Annotated in this window: 16 protein-coding genes and 1 pseudogene; 7 read left to right on the top strand and 10 right to left on the bottom strand. The window is 68.3% G+C overall.

Translation table 11 applies throughout. The features are described from left to right. The first annotated feature begins 42 nt into the window (after window positions 1–42). The 4 genes from KDW55_RS20235 to KDW55_RS20220 all read left to right on the top strand — a co-directional run bounded on the left by KDW55_RS20235 (window position 43) and on the right by KDW55_RS20220 (window position 7,830). The gene (locus tag KDW55_RS20235) at window positions 43–3,468 is read left to right on the top strand and encodes a transglutaminase family protein (protein ID WP_212198020.1); all 3,426 of its coding nucleotides are present in this window, start codon (window positions 43–45) and stop codon (window positions 3,466–3,468) included. Between the two features lie 236 nt (window positions 3,469–3,704). Continuing rightward, window positions 3,705–6,311 (top strand): circularly permuted type 2 ATP-grasp protein, encoded by a 2,607-nt coding sequence (locus tag KDW55_RS20230; protein ID WP_040141069.1) that lies wholly within the window; start codon window positions 3,705–3,707, stop codon window positions 6,309–6,311. Beyond that, window positions 6,305–7,372 carry a transglutaminase family protein gene (locus KDW55_RS20225; RefSeq protein WP_069242845.1) on the top strand — a complete coding sequence of 356 codons (1,068 nt, stop codon included), beginning with the start codon at window positions 6,305–6,307 and terminating at the stop codon, window positions 7,370–7,372. Before KDW55_RS20230 ends, KDW55_RS20225 begins: the two co-directional genes overlap by 7 nt. A gap of 185 nt (window positions 7,373–7,557) precedes the next feature. Continuing rightward, window positions 7,558–7,830 carry a hypothetical protein gene (locus tag KDW55_RS20220; RefSeq protein ID WP_040141070.1) on the top strand — a complete coding sequence of 91 codons (273 nt, stop codon included), beginning with the start codon at window positions 7,558–7,560 and terminating at the stop codon, window positions 7,828–7,830. Between the two features lie 69 nt (window positions 7,831–7,899). Here the strand turns inward: KDW55_RS20220 and pip are convergent, their stop codons facing one another. Next, window positions 7,900–8,832, bottom strand: a complete 933-nt coding sequence (gene pip / locus KDW55_RS20215) for a prolyl aminopeptidase (RefSeq protein ID WP_069242846.1) — start codon at window positions 8,830–8,832, stop codon at window positions 7,900–7,902. A gap of 351 nt (window positions 8,833–9,183) precedes the next feature. Between pip and KDW55_RS20210 the strand changes: the two genes are divergently transcribed. Further along, window positions 9,184–10,335 (top strand): acyltransferase, encoded by a 1,152-nt coding sequence (locus KDW55_RS20210; protein WP_212161006.1) that lies wholly within the window; start codon window positions 9,184–9,186, stop codon window positions 10,333–10,335. Window positions 10,336–10,455: 120 nt separating this feature from the next. Here KDW55_RS20210 and KDW55_RS20205 read toward each other — a convergent pair. The 8 genes and pseudogenes from KDW55_RS20205 to KDW55_RS20170 all read right to left on the bottom strand — a co-directional run. Next, window positions 10,456–10,572: pseudogene (locus tag KDW55_RS20205) on the bottom strand (multidrug ABC transporter ATPase); the annotation flags it as partial. A gap of 302 nt (window positions 10,573–10,874) precedes the next feature. Further along, window positions 10,875–11,939: a 2-aminoethylphosphonate aminotransferase gene (locus KDW55_RS20200; RefSeq protein WP_212198019.1), complete on the bottom strand. Its 1,065-nt coding sequence runs from the start codon at window positions 11,937–11,939 to the stop codon at window positions 10,875–10,877. Further along, on the bottom strand, window positions 11,939–13,126 hold the full coding sequence (gene aepY / locus KDW55_RS20195) for a phosphonopyruvate decarboxylase (protein WP_040139600.1): 1,188 nt from the start codon (window positions 13,124–13,126) through the stop codon (window positions 11,939–11,941). The genes KDW55_RS20200 and aepY overlap by 1 nt, the downstream gene beginning before the upstream one ends. Further along, the gene (aepX, locus tag KDW55_RS20190) at window positions 13,123–14,805 is read right to left on the bottom strand and encodes a phosphoenolpyruvate mutase (protein WP_040139601.1); all 1,683 of its coding nucleotides are present in this window, start codon (window positions 14,803–14,805) and stop codon (window positions 13,123–13,125) included. The genes aepY and aepX overlap by 4 nt, the downstream gene beginning before the upstream one ends. Continuing rightward, window positions 14,802–15,569 (bottom strand): phosphocholine cytidylyltransferase family protein, encoded by a 768-nt coding sequence (locus tag KDW55_RS20185; RefSeq protein WP_040139602.1) that lies wholly within the window; start codon window positions 15,567–15,569, stop codon window positions 14,802–14,804. Before KDW55_RS20185 ends, aepX begins: the two co-directional genes overlap by 4 nt. Before the next feature lie 35 nt (window positions 15,570–15,604). Beyond that, window positions 15,605–16,606, bottom strand: a complete 1,002-nt coding sequence (locus KDW55_RS20180) for a TIGR00374 family protein (RefSeq protein ID WP_059546667.1) — start codon at window positions 16,604–16,606, stop codon at window positions 15,605–15,607. After that, on the bottom strand, window positions 16,603–17,412 hold the full coding sequence (locus KDW55_RS20175; protein WP_040139604.1) for a 2OG-Fe(II) oxygenase: 810 nt from the start codon (window positions 17,410–17,412) through the stop codon (window positions 16,603–16,605). Before KDW55_RS20175 ends, KDW55_RS20180 begins: the two co-directional genes overlap by 4 nt. Beyond that, window positions 17,409–18,167, bottom strand: a complete 759-nt coding sequence (locus KDW55_RS20170) for a CDP-alcohol phosphatidyltransferase family protein (protein WP_212161009.1) — start codon at window positions 18,165–18,167, stop codon at window positions 17,409–17,411. The genes KDW55_RS20175 and KDW55_RS20170 overlap by 4 nt, the downstream gene beginning before the upstream one ends. A gap of 640 nt (window positions 18,168–18,807) precedes the next feature. On the opposite strand from KDW55_RS20170, the gene KDW55_RS20165 reads away from it, so the two are divergent. Continuing rightward, a complete protein-coding gene (locus KDW55_RS20165; protein ID WP_069242855.1) occupies window positions 18,808–20,322 on the top strand; it encodes an acetyl-CoA hydrolase/transferase family protein in 1,515 nt (504 codons plus the stop codon). Window positions 20,323–20,649: 327 nt separating this feature from the next. Further along, complete coding sequence (locus KDW55_RS20160) at window positions 20,650–21,075, top strand: helix-turn-helix domain-containing protein (protein WP_059546673.1); 426 nt, start codon at window positions 20,650–20,652, stop codon at window positions 21,073–21,075. Window positions 21,076–21,119: 44 nt separating this feature from the next. Here the strand turns inward: KDW55_RS20160 and KDW55_RS20155 are convergent, their stop codons facing one another. Further along, the gene (locus KDW55_RS20155; RefSeq protein WP_212161010.1) at window positions 21,120–21,998 is read right to left on the bottom strand and encodes a helix-hairpin-helix domain-containing protein; all 879 of its coding nucleotides are present in this window, start codon (window positions 21,996–21,998) and stop codon (window positions 21,120–21,122) included. Window positions 21,999–22,174 lie beyond the last annotated feature (176 nt).

Below are 22,174 nucleotides of genomic sequence, written 5' to 3'. Positions count from 1 at the left end.
CGGCGCACGCGGCCGGCTCAACCCGAACCGAGCGGCTTTCCCATGCCCATCCACGTCGCGCTGCATCACACCACCCGCTACCGCTACGACCGGCCCGTCAACCTCGGCCCGCAAATCGTGCGGCTGCGGCCCGCGCCGCATTGCCGCACGCCGATCGTCGCGTATTCGATGACGGTCGAGCCCGCGCAGCACTTCATCAACTGGCAGCAGGACCCATTCTCGAACTATCTCGCGCGGCTCGTGTTTCCCGAGCGCACCGAGCACTTCGCGATCACGATCGATCTCGTGGCCGAGATGTCGGTGTACAACCCGTTCGACTTCTTTCTCGAAGCGAGCGCCGAGCAGTACCCGTTCCACTATGACGATGCGCTGCAGACCGAGCTCGCGCCGTATCTCGCGTGCGATCCGCAGACGAGCGCGGCGCCGCTGTTCCGCGCGTACCTCGACGGCGTCGACCGCACGCCCGCCGGCACCGTAAACTTCCTCGTCGCGCTCAACCAGCAGTTGCAGCGTGACATCGGCTATCTCGTGCGGATGGAGCCGGGGGTGCAGACGCCCGAGAAAACGCTCGAGCTCGCATCGGGATCGTGCCGCGACAGCGCGTGGCTGCTCGTGCAGCTGTGCCGGCATCTTGGCATCGCCGCGCGCTTCGTGTCCGGCTACCTGATCCAGCTCACACCCGACGTCAAGGCGCTCGACGGCCCGAGCGGCACGTCGGTCGACTTCACCGACCTGCACGCGTGGTGCGAAGTCTATCTGCCGGGCGCCGGGTGGATCGGCTTCGATCCGACGTCCGGGCTGCTTGCCGGCGAAGGCCACATTCCGCTTGCGTGTACGCCGCAGCCGACCAGCGCCGCACCGGTCGAAGGGCTGATCGACGAATGCGAAGTGGCGTTCGAGCACGAGATGACCGTGACGCGCGTGTACGAATCGCCGCGCGTGACGAAGCCGTACACCGATTCGCAATGGGATGCCGTGCGCACGCTCGGCGCGCAGGTCGACGGCGCATTGACGGCAGGTGACGTGCGGCTCACGCAAGGCGGCGAGCCGACCTTCGTGTCGATCGACGATCGCGACGGCGCCGAGTGGAACACCGATGCGCTCGGCCCGACCAAGCGCGGCTATGCAACCGAGCTCGTGCAGCGGCTGCGTGCGCAATACGGGGACGGCGGCTTCCTGCATTTCGGGCAGGGCAAATGGTATCCGGGCGAGCAACTCCCGCGCTGGGCGCTGTCGATATTCTGGCGCGCGGACGGCCAGCCCGTGTGGCACGATCCGTCGCTGTTCGCCGACGAGCGCGAGCCGTCCGCCTGCACGACCGCCGACGCGAAGCGCTTCATCGATGCGCTGGCCGCGCGTCTCGGGCTGACAGACGAGTTCGTGCGGCCTGGCTACGAGGACGTGTGGTACTACCTGTGGCGCGAGCGTCGGCTGCCCGTCAACGTCGACCCGTTCGACTCGCGCCTCGACGACGAGCTCGAACGTGCGCGGCTGCGCAAGGTGTTCGATCAGCGGCTCGACAGCATCGTCGGCTACGTGCTGCCGATCAAGCGTGTGGAGGATGGGGCGGCCCGCGAAGGGGCGGCCCTCGGGGGGCCGCGCTGGCAGACGGGGCCTTGGTTCTTCCGCGACGAGCGGATGTATCTGGTGCCCGGCGACTCCCCGATGGGCTATCGGCTCCCGCTCGATTCGCTGCCGTGGGTTGCCGGCGCCGACTACCCGTACCTCGTCGAACGCGATCCGTTCGCGCCTCGCGACGCGCTGCCGGACGCAGCCGCATTCCGTGCGCGTCATGCGGGGACGGCGGATGCGCCGCGCTACCTGGCAGGCGTGCAGCGCGAAGCGCCTGCGCACACCGTCATGCAATGGCGCAGCGACGGCACGGCCACGGGTGAGCGCCCCGCGCACGCCGCCGAGCGCCACCCCAAGCGCTTCGAATCCGCCGCATGGATCACGCGCACCGCGCTGTGCGTCGAAGTACGCAACGGGATCCTGTACGTGTTCATGCCGCCGCTGGCCGCGCTCGAGGATTATCTCGACCTGCTGGCCGCGATCGAGCTGACGGCGCACGCACTCGACGTGAAGCTCGTGCTCGAAGGCTACCCGCCGCCGCGCGACGCGCGGCTCAAGCTGCTGCAGGTCACGCCCGATCCCGGCGTGATCGAGGTGAACGTGCATCCGGCGAAGAGCTTCGACGAACTCGTCGACCAGACCGAGTTCCTGTACGACGCCGCGTGGCAGTCGCGGCTGTCCACCGAGAAGTTCATGGTCGACGGGCGGCACGTCGGCACGGGCGGCGGCAACCACTTCGTGCTCGGCGGCGCGACGCCGGCCGACAGCCCGTTCCTGCGCCGTCCCGATCTGCTCGCGAGCCTGATCGCTTACTGGCACAACCATCCGTCGCTGTCGTACCTGTTCTCCGGGTTGTTCATCGGCCCGACGAGCCAGGCGCCGCGCGTCGACGAAGCACGCAACGACCAGCTCTACGAACTCGACATCGCGTTTGCGGAAATCCAGCGCAACAAGCTGCTGTACGGGCAGGACATGCCGCCGTGGCTCGTCGACCGCGTGCTGCGCAATCTGCTGATCGACGTGACCGGCAACACGCACCGCAGCGAATTCTGCATCGACAAGCTGTATTCGCCCGATTCGTCGACCGGCCGGCTCGGCCTGCTCGAGCTGCGCGCGTTCGAAATGCCGCCGCATGCGCGGATGAGCATCGTGCAGCAACTGCTGCTGCGCGCGCTCGTCGCCCGCTTCTGGGCCGCGCCGTACACGACGCCGCTCACGCGCTGGGGCACCGCGCTGCACGATCGCTTCATGCTGCCGGCGTTCCTGAAGATGGATTTCGACGACGTGCTCGCGGAGCTGCGCGACGCAGGTTTCGCGTTCGATCCCGCGTGGTTCGCGCCGCATTTCGAATTCCGCTTCCCGCTGTTCGGCCAGATCGCGGTGAACGGGATGCAATTGTCGCTGCGCGGCGCGCTGGAGCCGTGGCACGTGATGGGCGAAGAGGGGGCGATCGGCGGCACGGTGCGCTACGTCGACTCGTCGCTCGAACGGTTGGAGGTGCGCGTGACGGGACTGAACGACAACCGGCACGTCGTGACCGTCAACGGCCGCGCGCTGCCGCTGCAGCCGACCGGCACCGTCGGCGAATACGTGGCCGGCGTGCGTTACAAGGCGTGGGCGCCGCCGTCGGCGCTGCATCCGACCATCGGCGTGCACGCGCCGCTCACGTTCGACATCGTCGATACGTGGCTGGAACGCTCGCTTGGCGGCTGCCGGTATCACGTTGCGCATCCGGGGGGGCGCAACTACGCGACGTTCCCGGTCAACGCGTACGAGGCAGAGAGCCGCCGGCTCGCGCGCTTCGTCGCGATGGGGCACACGCCGGGCCGGATGACGGTGGCGCCGGCCGCACCGAGCCGTGAATTCCCGTTCACGCTCGACCTGCGGCGGCCATGATCGCCGGATGAAACGACGCACGACGATGCGCGGCGCGCACACTGCCGGCGTGCCGGCCGGCGGCGGCGCCGCTCAAGTGCTAGGATGCGGGCAGGTTGCGGCTGCCCGCCGTACTCGCCGCACGCGCTGCGCGCCGCCGCCCGTGCGGCGGCGTGCGCGCGCGTCCGCACGCTGACGACGGAACGATACCGACCGTGCCGCCCATTCACCCCGACGATCTCGCCGACGCCGACGCGATGCCCACGCTTTTCGATACCGGCGCGCAGCCGGACGCCGCGGAACTGGCCGCCGCGCTCGCGGCGCCGGCCGCTGCCGGCCGCTACGACGAACTGCGCGGCAGTGCCGCCGGTCTGAACGCGCCGCCGCTCGCGCCCGCATGGCGCAGCTTTTTCACGTCGATCGGCAGCGACGGCGTGGCCGACCTCGATCGCCGCGCCGATGCGCTGCAGCGGCGCATGCGCGAGAACGGCCTGTTCTACCAGCTCCACGAACAACGCGCCGGCGACGGCGCTGCCGGCCCGTGGTCGCTCGACCTGTTGCCGCTGATCGTCACGCCCGAGGACTGGGTCGCGATCGAACGCGGCGTGCTGCAGCGCGTGCGGTTGCTGAACGCGACGATGGCTGACGTGTACGGGCCGCAGACGATCCTGCAGCGCGGGTTGCTGCCGCCGGCGCTCGTCACCGGGCATCCGGGCTACCTGCGCGCGATGCGCGGCGCACGCGTGCCGGGCGATACGTGGCTGCACGTGGTTGCGTTCGATCTCGCGCGCGGCCCGGACGGGCAATGGCGGATCGTCGCGCAGCACACGCAGGGCGCGGCGGGCCTCGGTTATCTGCTGGAGAACCGGCTGATCGTGTCGCGGCTCTTTCCGCGCGGTTTTCGCGGGCTGCGCGTGCAGCGGCTCGCGTCCGCGTACCGGTCGCTGCTGCAGAGCATGCAGGCGCTCAGCCCGGCGAGGAAGAATTCGCGGATCGTGCTGCTGACGCCGGGGCCGCACAGTGCGACGTACTTCGAGCATGCGTATCTCGCCCGCTACCTCGGCCTTACGCTCGTCGAAGGCGGCGACCTCACGGCGCGCGACAACCGCGTGTTTCTGAAGACGCTGCGCGGCCTCGAACCGGTGCACGGAATTCTGCGGCGCGTCGACGACGCGTGGCTCGACCCGCTGGAGCTGCGGCCCGATTCGATGCTCGGCGTGCCGGGCCTGTTGCAGGCCGTGCGCGCGGGCAACGTGCTGCTCGCGAATGCGCCGGGCTCCGGCTTTCTCGAATCGCCGGGCATGCTCGGTTTCATGCCGCGCCTTGCCGAAGCGGTGCTCGGCGAAACGCTGACGCTGCCGGCCGTGCATTCATGGTGGTGCGGCGAGGCGGCCGCGTGCAACGATGCGCTGCCGCAGCTCGCGCGCTGCATCGTCAAGCCGTCGTATCCGGCCGACGTGCAGGCGGGCGGCACGTTCGATCCGGTGATCGGCGCGCGGCTCACGCCGGCGCAACTCGCCGAGTGGCGCGCGCGGATTCTGGCCCGCCCCGAGCATTACACCGTGCAGGCAGACCTGCCGCTGTCGCAGGCGCCGACGTGGCCGGGGCAGGGTGCGCCCGACGGACAGGGCGGCGCGCGAATCGTGCCGAAGCCGCTGCTGCTGCGCGTGTTCGCGCTTGCCGACGGCGCGCAGCGCTGGCGGCTGCTGCCGGGCGGTCTGTCGCGCGTCGGCACGCGCGACACGCTGTTCAACGCGCCGATGCCGCGCGGCGGCAGCACCGTCGATACGTGGGTGATGACCGAAGGCATCGTCGATTCGACGACGCTGCTGCAGACGCGTCTCGGCCCCGACGATCTCGTCGAGCGTCCGCGCGCGATCGCGAGCCGAGCGGCCGAGAACCTGTTCTGGCTCGGCCGCTACACCGAACGCGCGACCAATCTGATGCGGCTCGCGCGCGCGGCGCTGGAGCGGCTGCGCGGCGAGGACGACGTCGACAGTCCCGCACACCTGGAACTGCTCGATACGTTGTGCCGCGACACGGGGCTGATCGCGGCCGATGCGCCGAATGCCGTCGATGCGCCACGCGCGTTCCAGTACGCGCTCGCGACGTCGCTGACCCGCGGCGCGGATCGCACGTCGGGCATCGCGTCGTGCCTGTTCGGGATGCGCGGCGCGGCCGCGGCGATCCGCGAGCGATTGTCGAGCGACCAGTGGCGGCTGATCGACGACGCGACGCAACTCTTTGCAGACAGCGCCGATCATCCGGAAGCCGAGGAGCAGATCGGCAACGAGGCGTTGCAGCTGCTCGAGCGGCTAGGGCTGCTGCTCGGCGCGATCACCGGCGCGCAGACCGACAACATGACGCGCGATGACGGCTGGCGGCTGCTGTCGATCGGCCGCCAGATCGACCGGCTGGACTTTCTGTGCAGCGTGCTGAAGTTCGCGTTCGACGACGGCGCGGTGCACCGGCAGGACGGCTTCGAGCTCGTGCTCGAACTGTTCGACAGCACGATCACGTTCCGCTCGCGCTTTCAGCGCGGTTTCGACGTCGCGCCGCTGCTGTCGCTCGTCGTGCTCGACACCGACAACCCGCGCTCGCTCGGCTGGGTCGTGCAGGCGCTGCGCGGCCGGCTGACGAAGGTCGAGCGCAGCGAAGGCTATGCGCTGTCCGAGCTGGCCGAGACGATTCCGGATGTGCCCGCGTGGTCGCTGCACGAGCTGTGCGAAACCGATGAGGATGGCCGGCACGACAGGTTGCTCTGCGCGCTCGACACGACCGTGAAAGCCGTGTGGGATCTGTCGAACCGGATCGGCGAGCGCTATTTCAGTCACGTGCGCGAGGCGGGCAGGACGCTATGGTGACGACGAAACACGCGGCGAAGACGCCGCCCGTGCCCGGTTCCGAAACCGTGAAGCAGGCAGCGGCCGCGCCGGCTGCGTCGAGCGCATCCGCCGTGCCGGTTGCCGCCGCGCCGGGCCGCCTGCTGCGCGTCACGCACGACACCGAATACCGCTATGCGGCGCGCGTCGAATCCGCGCAGCACCAGGCGCGGCTGCAGCCGCTCGCGACGCCGCGCCAGCAGGTGTTGTCGTTCGCGCTCGACATCGAGCCTTCACCGGAAACGGTCGGCACCGAGATCGATGCTTTCGGCAATGCACGCGCGTCGTTCGCGCTTAATCAGCCGCACGACGCGCTGCTCGTGCGCAGCCGCAGCACGGTGCGCGTAAGTGCACCCGTATGGTCGCAGGGCGCGCGCGGCGCGCCGCCGCCCGCGATCGCGAACCCCGGCGCCGAACACGCAACGCCGTGGGAAGCGGTACGCGAGCGCCTGCGATTTCGTGCGGGGCAGCCGTACGACGCGGCGAGCGAGTTCGTGTTCGCATCGCCGCACGTCGGATGCGATCCGGAACTGGCTGCGTATGCGGCTGCGAGTTTTACGCCGCAGCGGCCGCTCGTGCAGGCGGCGTGGGACCTGATGCGGCGCATTCACGCGGATTTCGCGTACACGCCCAACAGCACCGACATCACGACGACCGCGCTCGACGCATTGCGATTGCGCAAGGGCGTGTGTCAGGATTTCGCGCACGTGATGATCGGCGCGCTGCGCTCGCTCGGGCTCGCCGCGCGTTACGTGAGCGGTTACCTGCTGACGCAGCCGCCGCCGGGTCAGTCGCGGCTGATCGGCGCGGATGCGTCGCATGCGTGGGTCGACGTGTACGACCCGGCGTGGCCGGAGGACGGCGGCTGGCTGCAGCTCGATCCAACCAACGATCGTGCGCCTGGCGACGACTACGTGATGCTGTCGATCGGCCGCGACTATGCGGACGTGACGCCGCTGCGCGGCGTGATTCGCGGCGGCGGCGCGGATCAGGAGCTGAAGGTCGGCGTGACGGTTGAGCCGCTCGACGAAGCGGTGGCGTGATACGGCGCGATCGGCCGCGGCGGCGCCATTTGCGCGCTTTAAGTCTTCGTTAATACTGCACGCCTAGCATGGTCGTGCCGGCGAATGGATCGCTCCGCGGTCCGGTGCCGGCGGCACGCGCGGGCGCGGCCGCGTTACGGAGCCGCGCCGTCGCGCGTCGCCATTCCCTTGCAACGGCGGCGAACATGATCAAGAACTTCGACTACACGCTCGGCAACGAGAAAATAACGTTGTGCGCGAGCTTCGGCGCGGGCCCGGCGTTCCGCCGCGTGCTCGTGAGCCGCGCGGATTCGATGGAGACGCTCGTCGTGCTCGACGCGCGCGGCTTGTCGGGCCTGCTGAAGGTCGCGACCGAAGAGCCGGAAGGGCTGCTCGACGATGCGATCCGCAAGGTGGGCGACGAACAGCTCGTCGAGCGCGCGATCAGCGGCCGGACGATCGTCGAAGCCGCGCTGTGAGCGCGTGAGGCGCATGCAGGCCGACGTGGCCTGCATGGCCGGATGCAGCGCCGCGTGTTGGCGTGCGGCTCACGCCGCGAACCGGTCCGTCGCCGCGAGCAGCGCCTTGAGAATGCCCGGTTCGTTGTACGCATGCCCGGCGTCGGGCACGATTTCGAACGTCGCGTCGGGCCAGGCTTTCGCGAGGTCCCACGCGGTGCGCGCCGGCGTTGCGATGTCGTAGCGCCCTTGCACGATCACGCCCGGAATGCCGGCGAGGCGATGCGCGTCGCGCAGCAGTTGGCCTTCTTCGACGAAACCGCGGTTCACGAAGTAGTGGTTCTCGATCCGAGCGAACGCGAGCGCGTAGTGGCCGTCCGCGAAGTGCGCGGCCAGTGCCGGATCGGGCAGCAGCGTGATGGTGCGGCCTTCCCAGATGCTCCATGCGCGCGCGGCTTCGAGCTTCGCGGCTTCGTCGTCGCCCGTCAGCCGGCGATGATATGCGGCCATCAGGTCGCCGCGCTCGGCCTCGGGAATCGGTGCGACGAACTCCTCCCACAGATCCGGAAACAACCACGATGCGCCTTCCTGGTAATACCACAGCAATTCAGCGCGCCGCATCGTGAAGATGCCGCGCACGATCAGCGCGCTCACGCGTTGCGGATGCGTTTCCGCATACGCGAGGGCGAGCGCGCTGCCCCACGAGCCGCCGAACACGAGCCATTGTTCTGCGCCGACCATCTCGCGCAGCCGCTCGATGTCGGCGACCAGATCCCACGTCGTGTTGTGTTCGAGGCTCGCATGCGGCGTCGAACGCCCGCAGCCGCGCTGGTCGAACAGCAGGATGTCGTAGCGCTCGGGATCGAACAGGCGGCGATGATCGGGGCTGCAGCCTGCGCCCGGGCCGCCGTGCAGGAACACCGCGGGCTTGCCGGACGGGTTGCCGCAGCGCTCCCAGTAAATGCGGTGGCCGTCGCCGGTGTCGAGATGGCCGTGGGCGTAGGGTTCGATCGGTGGGTACACAGGCAGGCTCCGGGATGAGGTCGGCAGGAGGGGGACGAGGCTCGGGCCGTGTGCGACCGGAATACCGCGGCGCCGGTATCGCGGATATTGCGGCGCCGCAAAATTCGTTGTGTCGGCATCGGGCCGGCCGTCGCCGGACAAGACTTGTCATTATGCCCATTCATGCCGGCTGCCGTGTGCCGGCGGGCCGCGCGTGGCGCGGCAGCGTGCCGCGCCGACAGAGACATCGAAATTTTTGAAGCAATTTCGTTCCGATATTTTTCAGACAAAATCCCGGCGACATATCGGCGAGCCGGTCGCGCGCGCCGGCCTTCATTCCGTTCCTCCACCGTGCCAACGGGAAACGAGCCGATGAACCATCGCGTCAAGCAGCTGACCGGGTTGCGTGCCGTCGCGGTCACGATGGTCGTCGTCGGCCATGCGGAGCACGTGCTGCCGGGCGGCTACACCGGCTGGTTCGCGCCGTTGCGGCTGATCGCCGACGGCCGGCTCGGCGTGGTGATCTTCTTCGTGCTCAGCGGTTTCCTGATCACCAACGTGCTGCGTGCGGAGCTCGCGCGCACCGGCGGGATTGCCCTGACGTCGTTCTATGTGCGCCGTGCGCTGCGGATCTGGCCGGCGTGCTACGTGTATCTCGCGACCATCGGCGTGCTTGCCTTTGCCGGCTGGCTCGACGTCGATCGCCGTCAGTGGCTGTACGCGGCGCTGCATCTGTGGAACTACTCGGCGTGGTTCGGGCTGGCCGGCGACAACACGCTGCATCCGGCCGGCGCGTGGTATCTCGGGCATTTCTGGTCGCTCGCGCTCGAGGAGCAGTTTTACTGGTTCTGGCCACTGCTGTTCGTGTACGGCGCCCGCCGTCGCGGCACGCGCTGGCTGGCCGCGCTGATCCTGGTCGTGCCGCTGGTGCGGGCGATCACATACTGCATTGCGCCGGTGCTGCGCGGCCAGCTCGGGATGATGCTGCATACGGGCGTCGATCCGATCCTGACCGGCTGCTATGCGGCGCTCAACCGCGAACGGCTCGAAGCATGGATTCGCTCGTGGCGCGGCGAGTCGCGCATCGCGACGGCGCTCGTCTTCATCGTGCTGTTCGCGATGCCCGTTGCCGAACACCGGCTCGGCGGCTTCTGGAATGCAACGTATGGCGTGACGCTCGAGGCCGCGCTGATTGCGATCGTGATCGTAGTGCTGAACTTCCGCAGTGAATTCTGGTGCGCGCGTTGGTTGCGGGCCGCGCCCATCGTGTTCGTCGGCACGATCTCGTTCAGCCTGTATCTGTGGCAGCAGCCGTTCGCGAATCCCGATCTGGCGGTTCCGCATGCGTTCCCGGTCGGTATCGTGTGGTCGCTGCTGGCCGCGACGGCCAGTTACTTCCTCGTCGAGAAGCCGTTCCTGCGGTTGAAGGATCGTTTTGCGGCACGCGAGGCGCGACGTGTGCGCGATGATGCACTGCTCGCGGCGGTGCAGACGGATGCGATCGGGCCGACGGTGGTGAAGTAGGCGGGTGCGGTTCGCCGTCCGCCTCATTGCAAACGCTTATGCGCGTTCGGCGGATATCAGAAGGCCCGGAACAAGTCGATCCCGCATGACTTGCCGTCGTACTTGACGATCGTGCGTGTCGCCGAACGCGCGCCCGTCGGGCGACAGCCGGTACGGTGCGGTATCGATGCGATAGCTGTCCGGGCCGACTTCCGTGACGGCATCTTTCGCGACGGTCGACTTCTCGGTCGCGACGACATGCAGCTTGTTACTTTCGGAGGGGTTTTGCTCTCGGGCAGCGAATGCGAGCAGGGGCAAAAAGCGAAGGAGTGCAGTGGTGGACGTGAATCGGGACAGCTTCACGATGTTCCGCAGAAAGAGCTTGCCGGCCCGAGGCCCGCTTTCCGCGCCGCCGCCATCGCACGCCGCTGTTCGGCGACGGACGGACATCGTGTGACGCAAATGAAAACGGCCCTCGTGAACCGATCCCAAGAGTCGGATCTATGTCCGCGCCTGGGGTTCGGTTCAGTCCGGGCCTTTCGTCGACCAGCAGCGACTATTTACCGCGTCAGTGCCGTAAAACCGTCCAGCAGTCGATCGACGTCGGCCGCACCAATCGCGCCCATCGTCGAAATGCGGAACAGTTCCTTCGACAACCCGCCTTGCCCCGCGTAGATCACGAAGCCGCGCGCCTTCAGGCCGTCGTGCAGCGTCTCGTACGTGATGCCCTGCGGCAGCCGGTACGCGCGCAGCATGACCGACGAAGCCCCTTCCGGCAACACCAGCGGCATCCCGCGCGCCGCGAGCCCAGCCTGCACCTGATCGGCGAGCGCCTTGTAATGCGCATGGCGCGCACGCCAGCCACCGGCTTCATCGAACTCGCGCAGTGCCTCGACGAGTGCGTAATACGCGTGCACGGACGGCGTGAACGGCGTATTGCGCTGATCCTGCAGCTTTGCGAGACGCCCGAGGTCGAGATAGTAGGTGCGGCTTGCCGCCTTCACGAGCGCGCCGCGTCGCACGATCACGAATGCCGCACCGGGCACGCCGTGCAGGCACTTGTTCGCGGTCGCGGCGACCGCGTCGATCACGCCGCCGGCGAAATCGATCGCTTCGGCGCCGAAGCTGCTGACGCCGTCGACGAGCATTTTGACGCCGCGCACGCGGCATACGTCCGCGATTGCGCCGAGGTCGTTCAGCCGGCCGGTCGTCGTTTCGTGATGAATCACCGCGACGTGCGAATAACCGCCGGCGTCGAGACGCGCGGCGATCTGTGCGAGATCGGGCGCCTGCATCCATTCGTGCTTCAGCACGTCGTGCGCGATTCCGTATTGCGTCGCGATCTGCGTGATGCGTTCGCCGTACACGCCGTTCTCGATCACGAGCAGCTTGCCGTCCTGCGGCACGAGCGCCGCAATCATGCTTTCGACGGCGGCGGTGCCCGAGCCCGTCATCAACACGGCGGCCCATTCGGCCGGATCGAGCTCGTATGCGGCAGCGAGGCGCGCACGCGCTTCATCCTGCAGATCGAAGAATTCGCTTTCGCGATGGCACAGGTCGGGTTGCAGCAGGCTGCGGCGCACGCGTTCGGTGAGCGTGACCGGGCCGGGATTCAGCAGCAGCATCAGTGGGCTCCTTCAGCATGGGCTTCGGCCCGCGCGGCGCCGATATGCCGCATCAGGCGCGTCTTTACTTCGACCGGCGTGACGGTCGGGCGGGGCAGGCCGTCGGGCACGCCGGTGCGGATCGCAAGCCGCACGAAGCGCGTGCCGTTCGCCGGCTGCGCCGCGTCGAGCGCCGCCTCCAGCACGTCGAGCGTGTCGCCTTCGACGGCAGACGCGTAGCCGCACGCGGCCGCGACGCCCGCGAACGACACATGCTGCGACACGGTCGCCTGGCCGCCCGTCGATTCGTGCGCGCCGTTGTCGAGCAGCACGTGCGTGAGATTCGACGGGCCGTACGTGCCGAGCGTCGCGAACGCACCCATGCGCATCAGCGCGGCGCCGTCGCCGTCGACGGCCACCACGCGCAGGTCGGGGCGCGCGAGCGCGAGACCGAGCGCGAGCGGCGTGACGCAACCCATCGAGCCGACCATGTACAGCTGGTTCGGCCGATCGTCGATCGCATAGAGTTCGCGGCCGCAGAAGCCGGTCGATGCGAGGACGACCGTCGAATCGACCGGCGTGTGCGCGATCACGCGCTGCAGCGCATCGTGGCGGGTCGGCCATGCAGCCGGCGACGCCGCGCGCGCCGCCGACTGCGCGGCGACGTGTGCGCGCGGCGTCGCCGCCGGGTTCGCCTTCAGCTCATACGGCGCAACGCTGCCTTTCTGCATCACGAGCGCGTACGGGCGGCCGGTGGCGTCCATGTGCGCGATCGCGCGGTCGAGCGCCGGGCCGACCTGTTCGGGGTCGGTCGGGAACGTCTCCCACGGAATTTCCATCGTGTCGAGCATCGCCGGCGTGATCGGCCCCATCAGCGCATGCTGCGGCTCGTCGGGCACGCCCGGCTGGCCGCGCCACGTGACGATCAGCAGCTGCGGCAGCCGGAACGTCCACGTCAGCGACGTGAGCGGGCTCACCGCGTTGCCGAGCCCCGAGTTCTGCATCATCGCGATCCCGCGCTTGCCCCCGAGCGTCGCACCCGCGATCAGCGCGACCGCGTCGCCTTCGTTCGCAGCCGACAGGTAGTGCAGCGTCGGGTCCTGCAGCACGTAGTTGATGAACGGCGTCAGGTACGAGCACGGCACGCCCGCGTACCAGTCAAAGCCGCGCTCGCGCGCCGCCTCGACGAACTGGGCCGCTTCGATCATTGCGCGCTCCCGTTGCCGCCCGGCTCGGACAGCGGCGTCTGGCCGTGCGCGAAGTCGCCGGCGCGGCGGAAGTCCTCGAGATCGTTGACACCGCGCCAGTGGCCGTGCACGTACTGCACCTCGATTTTCTCGCCGGCGGCGATCAGTTCGTTCAACAGCGCCGGAATGTCGAGCGTGTCGAAATCCGGGCGCGCCTGCAGCGTCGCGAGCATTGCCTTCAGGCGCTCGACGCCCGCACCGCGCACGTTCAGAAGACCGATCCAGCGGCCATGCGGCGTGCCGGCGGCAACGTCGCTCGACACGCGTTGCAGATACGTCTTCTGGCCGAACAGGCCGCGGTCGTCAGCGGCCGAACACAGCGCGAAGTCGCGCACGCTCTGGTTGGTTTCGGTGAGCGACGAATCGACGACGACGCTGAACTCGGCCTCGCTCTCCGCGAGGTCGCGCAGGATGTAGCTGCGGAACAGCAGGTCGCCGTACGAGATCACGGTGTCGCCGGTCAGGCGTTCGGCCGCGCACGCGAGCGACGCGAGCTCGCCCGTCTGCGCATGACGTTCGTTGACGACGAGCTTGATGCCCGACGTATCGATCGCGTCGGCGCGATAGCCGCCGACCACGGTGATGTCGTTCACGCCGTGCTTCTTGAAGCCGTCGACGAGCCAGCGCAGGAGCGGCTTGCCGGCGACCGGCAGCATGACCTTCGGCTTGTCTTCGGTGACGGCCTCGAGCCCCTTGCCGCGGCTCGCCGCGAGCACAATTGCGGCGTTCGACGCGCGCGACGACGACGACAGGTAGATGCGCTCGGCGGCCGAGTATTCGTCGGCGTCCTGCAGGCGGAAAATTTCGTTGACCGACGCGACGCGGTCCTCGACGTTGATCAGCGTTTCGCTCGCGTGGATTTCGCGCGCGGTGGCCTGCATCGCGGACGCCGATGCGCGGATCAGGTGGTTCGCCCAGATCACGGTGCTGATGCCGGCCTGGCGGAACACGTCGGTCGGCGTGCTGTAGTACTTGGTCGGCACGATCACGAGCGGCGCCTTGCCGCTCCACTCGCGGGCGAACTGCAGGATTTCGTCGGGGCGCGACAGCTTGCTGTGGATCAGGATCGCGTCGGCGCCGGCTTCCGCGTACGCGTTCGCGCGGCGCAGCGCCTCGTCCATCCCCCAGCCCGCGATCAGCGCTTCGACACGCGCGACGATCGAGAAGTCCGGGTCGCTTTGCGAATCCTTGCCGGCCTTGATCTTGCCGCAGAACTCGTCGATCTCGGCGAGCGGCTGGCGTTCGCCGTCGATGAAGCTGTTCGTCTTCGGGAACTGCTTGTCCTCGATGCACACGCCGGCAATGCCGCGCTGCTCGAGCTTCTTCACGAGGCGGCGCACGTTGTTGAAGTTGCCGTAGCCGGTGTCGCCGTCGAGCAGGATCGGCAGGTCGCTCGCGTCGGCCATGAACTCGAGCACGTCGACGACCTGCGTCCAGCTCGCTTCGTTGTTGTCGCGCACGCCGAACTGCGCGGAGATCGCGAGGCCCGAGGCCCAGATGCCTTTGAAGCCGGCTTCGCGAACGATGCGCGCGGACAGGCCGTTGTGCGCTTCCATCAGAAATTCGAGATCGCTGCTGACGAGCATGCGGCGCAGGCGTGCGCTGCGCGATTCGGAGAAGTTGGGTTCGCGTGCGTTCATCGTGCGACTCCTGCGGTGGTGCGTTGAATCAGGGGGAGAATGTCTTGCGTCGCGCGTGCGACGTCGTTCGGGAAGTCGATCTCGATCCACGGCGAACCCGTGACGTCGGCGACGTCGAACGAATGGCCGCCTTCGAGCAACAGGTCGCGCACTGCTTCCTCGTGCGGCATGTTCGCGCGGCCGCTGTCGACATAGCCGGCGACGATCGCCGCAAGGCGGCGCGCAGTACCTTCGGTGAATCGGAAAAAGCCCACGGATTCGCCGATCGTGTCGTAGTCGAGATCGACCGCGAGCTGCTTGCGCAACTCGACCGGCACGCCGTTTTTCAGGCACAGCTTGACCGGCTCGTCGCCGGCCTCGAAGTCGCGGTCGATCAGCAGTCGGTCGACGGCCTTGTCGGCGTCGGCGACCAGCGCGTGCAGAATGTTTTCGTCGTACAGCACGTCCGCGTCCATCAGCAGCACGTCGCCGCCGCGCGTCATCGCATCGGCGACGGTGTGCACGGTCAGCACGCTGCCGAGGTCGTAGCGGTCGTTGATCACGATCTCGGCGGTGCGGCCGAGGCGCTTCAGCTCCTGCTCGACCTTCTCGTGCTGGAAGCCGAGCCCGAGCACGATTTCATCGACGCCCGCGGCGTCGAGCACACGCAGATGGCGCTCGAGCAGCGACACGTCGTCGAAGCGCAGCAGGCACTTCGGGAACTGCGCCTCGGGCGGCTGTTGCAGGCGCAAGCCGAGGCCTGCCGCAAGAATGATGGCTCGCATGGGTTCTCCAACCAAAAAGCCGGCGATCTGAACGATCAGTCGGCGAGCGGCTGCGGCGCGTGGCGCCGTTGCCAGTTTCTTTCACTGAAATGCAGATAGAGCAGGCCCGGCAGGCCGAGCGCGAGTTCGCGCGCGCGCTTCGCGAGCGACAGCGCGAGCGCCGCGTCGGGCGGCAGGCCGACAAGCGGCGCGAGCAGCAGGTAACCGCCTTCCTGCGCGCCGAGCGAGCCCGGAATCGCGAACGCCGCACCGCGAATCGCCTGGCCGACGCTCTCGAGCAGCAGCGCGTCGAGCCAGCTGACCGGGTGCCCGAGAAAGTGCAGCGCGAGCCACACTTCCGCGGTGCCGACGATCCAGCCGGCGAGGCTCAATGCGAAGGTGTTCGCGACCTTCGCGCGATCGCGGTACAGCGCGCCGACCGCCGCGTCGATCGCGTCCGCGCGGGTCGCGAGCGACGACCAGTCGCGCGGGCCGAGCAGCTTCGACGCGAGCCGCATGCCGCGGCCGAACAGCCCCCGCCGCTGCGCCGCGTAGAACGCGACGGCGAGCGCACCGAGCACGCCGGTGGCGATCAGCGCCGGCATGCGCAAGTGGGCGACCGATTCGTGCGTTGCATACATGCTGAACGTCGCGATGCCGATCAGTGCGAACGCCATCTGCGCGAGCGCCTGCATCGTCGTGCTGACCGTGACGACGGCGGCCGCGTCGGCCATCCGCGTGCCGCGCTGCGCGAGGTGGCGCACCATCAGCACCGGGCCGCCGATCTGGCCGGCGGGCAGCAGGCTGTTGACCGATTCGCCGACCCAGCGCGTGCGCAGCGCATTGCCGAGATCGGCGCCCGGCTGGCCGCGGCGGAACATCACCGAAATCGCGCATGCGTCGATCGCGAGCGGCACGACGTGGAACGCGGCGACGAGCGCGAGGCCCCAGCCGGCCGCGAGGAACGTCGACGCGACAGCGCCGACGCCCTGCCATGCGAGCAGCGCAACGAACAGTGCCGTGCCGAGGGACAGCAGGATCAGGCCGGCGCGTGTCATGACCCGGTCGACCGGCGGCTGGCCAGCTGCTTGAATACCTGACGGAAACCGAAATACGCGATCGCGTCCTTCATGTTCGAGATGAAGCGCTTCCACGGCCGCATGCCGGGGTTGGTCACGTATTCGAACGTCAGCGACACACGCGTCTCGTTCTGGCCGAGCGGCGTGACGCGGTGGCGGAGCTTGTCGCCGTCGAACAGCACGATGCCGCCGTCGGCGATCTGCACGGAGCCCGGTTCGTCGGGCACGTCGGGATTGCGCGTATGCAGTTCGTAGTCGAGCCGGCACGACGAATCGTCGATCACGCCGATCAGCAGCGTGTAGCGGCGGCCGTCGTAGTACGACGTGTCGTAGTGCCAGCCGATGTGGTCGCCCGGCTTCGTGTAGTAGTAGAGCGCGTACGCGTGGGGATCGTCGTCCGGCGACAGCATCAGCTTGTCGCCGGTGATCTTCTCGAGGAAGCCGATCAGCGCCTTCGACCGGTACAGTTCGGCAATGTACGGCGCTTGCGCGTCGATCGTATGGCGGCTCACGCTGCCGCCCTGCTTGTGGCCGGGCAGGTAATTCCGGTTCAGGCCAGGCTGCAGCGCGCGGGCGGCGGCGGCGAGCTTCGCGTGCGCGTCGGCCGGCAGAAACGCGTCGAGATACAGGAACGACCCCTGGCGCGTGTAGTCGCTGCGCAGGCGGTCAAGGTCGAGACGGCCGACGCAGTCGGCCACGGTGCGATCGGGATCGGCCGCTGCCGCGCGTGCAGGCGCGGGGCGTGCCGGGCTCAGCACGGAGTCGTCGCGCGTGCTAGGAGTCATTTGGAAGCCTGGATTTCAGTGGAACTTTGAGTGCCCCCGGACCGGTCGCTACGCGACAGGCCGCCCGAGGGGGACGAGAAAACTTGGGACGGCCCGGCGTTTTCTCGCGGGATGCTGCCGCGGCGCACGATGCGCCACCAGTCGATCACGACCCATGCGGCGAACAGCGGGGCGCCGATCGACGCCGCGAGCACGAACGGCTGGACGCCGTCGACGAGCGTCACGATCGGCAGCAGGTACAGCACGTCTTCGGTCTCGAAGCCGCCGGCGAACGCCTGCTTCGTGCCGGCCTTGCCGGCAATCGATTCGATCCGCATGCGCAGGAAGAAAATCAGCGCGACCGCGGCGCCGGCCACCGCGCCGAGCAGCACCGGCGACGCGGCCATCTGGCCGCCCTGCGCGACGATGCCGACGCCCATGCTGACGAACAGCGCGACCGTCACGAGCGCGTCGGCTGCGAGGTCGTAAAAGTGACCGATCTTGCTGCTTTTGCCGCTGATGCGAGCGAGTTCGCCGTCGGTGTGGTCGACGAAGTTCGACAGCACGATCAGGAATGCGCCGGCGTTGCTCCAGCCGAAGCCGCCTTGCGCGAGGCACCAGGCGCCGGCGAGGCCGATCAGCAGACGGACGGTGGTGAGGTGATTCGGGGTGACGGGCGTGTCGACCAGCGGTCGAACGAGCGCGCGCGCGAGCCGCGCATCCCAGGTGCGCGGCAGGGGTGGCTCGGAAGGTGTGGCGGTTTTTCTTTGGTCCATCGGCGAAATATATACGGAATTGTAATTTGTTGCTTTTTATTCGACCAATGTCCTGACATGCGGGAGTGTTACCGCGTATTCCGGGCGCCGGCCGGTTGCAAACCGGACGCGCGAAACGGCGTGCGCGCATCGGGCCGTACACGGTTCAGTATGGTTCGCGCGACGCCGCCGTCAACGGCTGTCGGGCCGCTGGCGCGGGCGCGGCGGCCATGCGCGCATGCGCGGGGCTTGACCTGCATCAGGCCCGAAAATGCGGCGGCCGGCGACAATCGCCCGCTGCGACCGCAGGGACGCGAGCGCGTGCCGATTGTTCGCGAATTCGTGGTGAATCGACGCGCGCGTCGGGCGATTGGTGTTTGAACGTTCGGATTTGCCCACGGCAAACGAGCGATCTTGCCGCAACCGGCTTTCGGTTGTATTCACCGCTGTCGCGGCGCCTGTCACAGAACGGCCGTTCGATTTCCGTTGCCGCCGGCAAGAATCTTTTGCAACCGGCGGACATTTCGGCGTGTCGGCCTCTGCGATACTCGGCTCGTGCCCGTGGTGCCGGGCCGCCCCTCGCGGCCCCAAGGGCTTCGCGTCGCTCAGGAGACACCCCCCGCGACGTCAACGACAGACCGAAAGCGTCAGATAACCAGCCATGTCTTCTTCACGCATCCTTGCTCCCGCCCTGCGTTCGCTCGTCCGCACCGCCGACGAAGCCGCCGCGTTGATCCGTCCCGGCATGACCGTCGCGATGAGCGGCTTCACCGGCTCGGGGTACCCGAAGGCCGTGCCGGCCGCGCTCGCTGCGCACATCGAAGCCGCCCACGCGCGCGGCGAAGACTTCCGGATCAACGTGCTGACCGGCGCATCGACGGCGCCCGAACTCGACGGCGCGCTCGCCCGCACCGACGGCATCTCGATGCGTCTGCCATACCAGTCGGACCCGACGCTGCGCGACAAGATCAACAGCGGCGAAGTCGATTACCAGGACGTCCACCTGAGCCACGTCGCGCAATATGCGTGGTTCGGCCTGTACGGCGAACTCGACGTCGCGATCGTCGAAGTCGCGGGCATCCGCGAGGACGGTCTGCTGATTCCGTCCGCGTCGATCGGCAACAACAAGACGTGGCTCGAGCAGGCCACGCACGTGATCCTCGAGGTGAACTCGCGTCAGCCGCTCGGCCTCGACGGGATGCACGACATCTATTACGGCACCGCGCTGCCGCCGCATCGCAAGCCGATTCCGCTGACGAAAAGCGACGACCGGATCGGCGAGCCGTACCTGCGGTGCCCGGCCGACAAGATCGTCGCGATCGTCGAGACCGACGCGCCGGATCGCAGCAACGCGTTCTCCGCGCCGGACGCGACGTCCAAGCAGATCGCGCTGCAGCTGATCGACTTCCTGCGTCACGAAGTGAAGCGCGGCCGCCTGCCCGAAAACCTGCTGCCGCTGCAGTCGGGCGTCGGCAACATCACGAACGCGGTGCTCGCAGAGCTGAGCTCGGCCGGCTTCTCGAACCTCACCGCGTACACCGAGGTGATCCAGGACGGCATGCTCGACCTGCTCGACGACGGCACGCTGCGCTTTGCGTCGGCCACCGCGCTGTCGCTGAGCCCGGCGGCCGTGCAGCGTTTCGCCGACGAGATCGCGACGTTCCGCGAAAAGATCCTGCTGCGCCCGCAGGAGATCAGCAACCATCCGGAACTCGTGCGCCGCCTCGGCTGCATCGCGATGAACGGCATGATCGAGGCCGACATCTACGGCAACGTGAATTCGACGCACGTGATGGGGACGAAGATCCAGAACGGCATCGGCGGCTCCGGCGACTTCGCGCGCAACGGCTACCTGTCGTGCTTCATGTCGGCCAGCACCGCGAAGGGCGGCGCGATTTCGCGGATCGTGCCGATGGCGAGCCACGTCGACCACACCGAGCACGACGTCGCGGTGGTCGTCACCGAGCAGGGGCTCGCCGACCTGCGCGGTCTGTCGCCGAAGCAGCGCGCGCGCAAGATCATCGCGACCTGCGCGCATCCGGACTACCGGCCGATGCTCGAAGACTACTTCGAGCGCGCGTCGCGCGAGAGCTTCGGCAAGCACACGCCGCACCTGCTCGCCGAGGCGCTGTCGTGGCACGAGCGTTACGTGCGCACCGGGACGATGAAGGTCTGAACGGCCATGCGCGCGGGCGCATGCCTTCACGCCGGACGAGCACGCACATTCGTCCGGCTGCAGGGCTGACTGCGCGGCGGCCCGATTGACGGCGGCGAGGGGCTGCGGTACCGGCTTGCCGCTGCCGAACGATCAGTGACCGCCGGCCGTCGACCGACAGGATGCGCAACAGGAACCCGGGCGGGGCAGTCGCGGGCCTCCGGCCGGAACGGTCGCGCGCCGACGCCAGCGGCAAACAAGTCGTCGCGGGCAGGTCCGTGACGGCCGGGCTTGTGCCGAAAAAGTCGAACGACTATCTTGCACCTTCAAGTTCACTTGAGGTCAAGCATGAGCCGACTGGACATCGCCGATGTCGCGCGTCGCACGGGATTGCCCGCGTCGACATTGCGCTATTACGAGGAAAAGGGATTGATTATGCCGGCCGGTCGCCACGGGCTGCGCCGGCAGTACGACGAGTCGGTGCTGGAGCGGCTGGCGCTGATCGCGCTCGGCCGCGAGGCCGGTTTTTCGCTGGACGACATGCTTGCGATGTTCGGCGCCGACGGCCGGCCCGCGATCGACCGCACGAAGCTCGACGACAAGGCCGACGAACTCGACCGCACGATCCGCCGGCTTGGCGCGGTGCGCGACGCGCTGCGCCATGCGGCCGTGTGTCCGGCGCCGAGCCATCTCGAGTGTCCGTCGTTTCGGAAGTTGCTCAGAATCGCCGCGCATCGCCATCCAGCGCGGCGAGCGAAGCGGGAGCGCGCTTGACACGGCCGCCGGCACAGGGGCGTCGGGCGCACGCCGTGGCGCGGTCAGCCCGCGTAATACACGCGGCATTCCATTTCGCGTCCGCGCACGATCCGCTTGCCGACGAGGGAGCCGAGCGTGCCGGTGACGACCGTCCGCTGATGCTCGCATTGCAATGCATCGTAGAAGTAGAGGGCGACCCAGTCGGCGGTGCGGCCTGACTCGTGCGCGCGCGCGGGATACGGGCACATTGCGGTGAAATGCCAGCCGCCCTTCGTCATGTGCATCACGGGCGGCGACACGCTGACATCCGCGTTCAACCGCCGCGACACGAGCGTGGGCAGCGTGCCTGCGGCAGCCTTGTTGCGGTACAGCCGGTCGATGTACAGCAGCAGCTCGACCGGCGGCTCGGTGCCGAGATCGGCGTCGCGCGCGTGACCTTGCCAGCGCCGGCGGCGCGTCAGTACATCGTCGAGCGCGGCGCGGATGCCGGCCGCGCGTCGCGGGCCGACGCCCGCAATCGCCTCGAGCTGGCCGCTGCGGGCCGCGCGTTCGAGTTCCTCGAGCGTGTCGATGTGCAATTCATCGTGAATTCGCAGTGCGAGCGCGTGACCGATGCCCGGTACGGCTTCGAACGCCGACGTGCGTTCCGCGTCGCCGCGCAGGCGGTCGAGCAGCCGCCAGCGTCCGGTCACCAGCAGCTCGGCGATCGCTTGCGCGACGCCCATGCCAATCTCCGGCAGTGCGCCAAGCGTGTCGACGCCGCCCGCGTCGAACAACGGACGGAGACCGCCGTCCAGCGACTCGATCGTGTTGGCCGCCGTGCGGTATGCGGCTGCCCGATAAGGGTTCGCACCCTGGTCGGCGAGCAGCTCCGCGGCTTCGCGGAGACAGGCCGCGATCTGGCGGTTTTCCTCGTGCGTCTGGCTGAAGGTCGTCTGCATGGTGAGGGACCCGGAGAAGCGCAAACGGAATGGCCACGGCGAGCATCGCGCCGCTTTAGCCTGCATTTCAGCACATTGTCGCGGCAAGCGACGAGCAAAACTTGATGCGCGTCAATGGCAAACGTTGCACGTACGGAGCCGGGTCGCGGGCGTTCGTGCCGGTGGCGGCACGAACG

The organism is Burkholderia sp. AU19243, assembly GCF_018148075.1.
Taxonomy (GTDB): Bacteria; Pseudomonadota; Gammaproteobacteria; order Burkholderiales; family Burkholderiaceae; genus Burkholderia; species Burkholderia latens_A.
This window is presented reverse-complemented; position numbering and strand designations above follow the sequence as displayed.

Coding starts and splice junctions, on each gene's coding strand:
- KDW55_RS20235 (WP_212198020.1), top strand. CDS start 43: ATGCCCATCCACGTCGCGCTGCATCACACCACCCGCTACCGCTACGAC.
- KDW55_RS20230 (WP_040141069.1), top strand. CDS start 3,705: ATGCCCACGCTTTTCGATACCGGCGCGCAGCCGGACGCCGCGGAACTG.
- KDW55_RS20225 (WP_069242845.1), top strand. CDS start 6,305: ATGGTGACGACGAAACACGCGGCGAAGACGCCGCCCGTGCCCGGTTCC.
- KDW55_RS20220 (WP_040141070.1), top strand. CDS start 7,558: ATGATCAAGAACTTCGACTACACGCTCGGCAACGAGAAAATAACGTTG.
- KDW55_RS20210 (WP_212161006.1), top strand. CDS start 9,184: ATGAACCATCGCGTCAAGCAGCTGACCGGGTTGCGTGCCGTCGCGGTC.
- KDW55_RS20200 (WP_212198019.1), bottom strand. CDS start 11,939: ATGCTGCTGCTGAATCCCGGCCCGGTCACGCTCACCGAACGCGTGCGC.
- aepY (WP_040139600.1), bottom strand. CDS start 13,126: ATGATCGAAGCGGCCCAGTTCGTCGAGGCGGCGCGCGAGCGCGGCTTT.
- aepX (WP_040139601.1), bottom strand. CDS start 14,805: ATGAACGCACGCGAACCCAACTTCTCCGAATCGCGCAGCGCACGCCTG.
- KDW55_RS20185 (WP_040139602.1), bottom strand. CDS start 15,569: ATGCGAGCCATCATTCTTGCGGCAGGCCTCGGCTTGCGCCTGCAACAG.
- KDW55_RS20180 (WP_059546667.1), bottom strand. CDS start 16,606: ATGACACGCGCCGGCCTGATCCTGCTGTCCCTCGGCACGGCACTGTTC.
- KDW55_RS20175 (WP_040139604.1), bottom strand. CDS start 17,412: ATGACTCCTAGCACGCGCGACGACTCCGTGCTGAGCCCGGCACGCCCC.
- KDW55_RS20170 (WP_212161009.1), bottom strand. CDS start 18,167: ATGGACCAAAGAAAAACCGCCACACCTTCCGAGCCACCCCTGCCGCGC.
- KDW55_RS20165 (WP_069242855.1), top strand. CDS start 18,808: ATGTCTTCTTCACGCATCCTTGCTCCCGCCCTGCGTTCGCTCGTCCGC.
- KDW55_RS20160 (WP_059546673.1), top strand. CDS start 20,650: ATGAGCCGACTGGACATCGCCGATGTCGCGCGTCGCACGGGATTGCCC.
- KDW55_RS20155 (WP_212161010.1), bottom strand. CDS start 21,998: ATGCAGACGACCTTCAGCCAGACGCACGAGGAAAACCGCCAGATCGCG.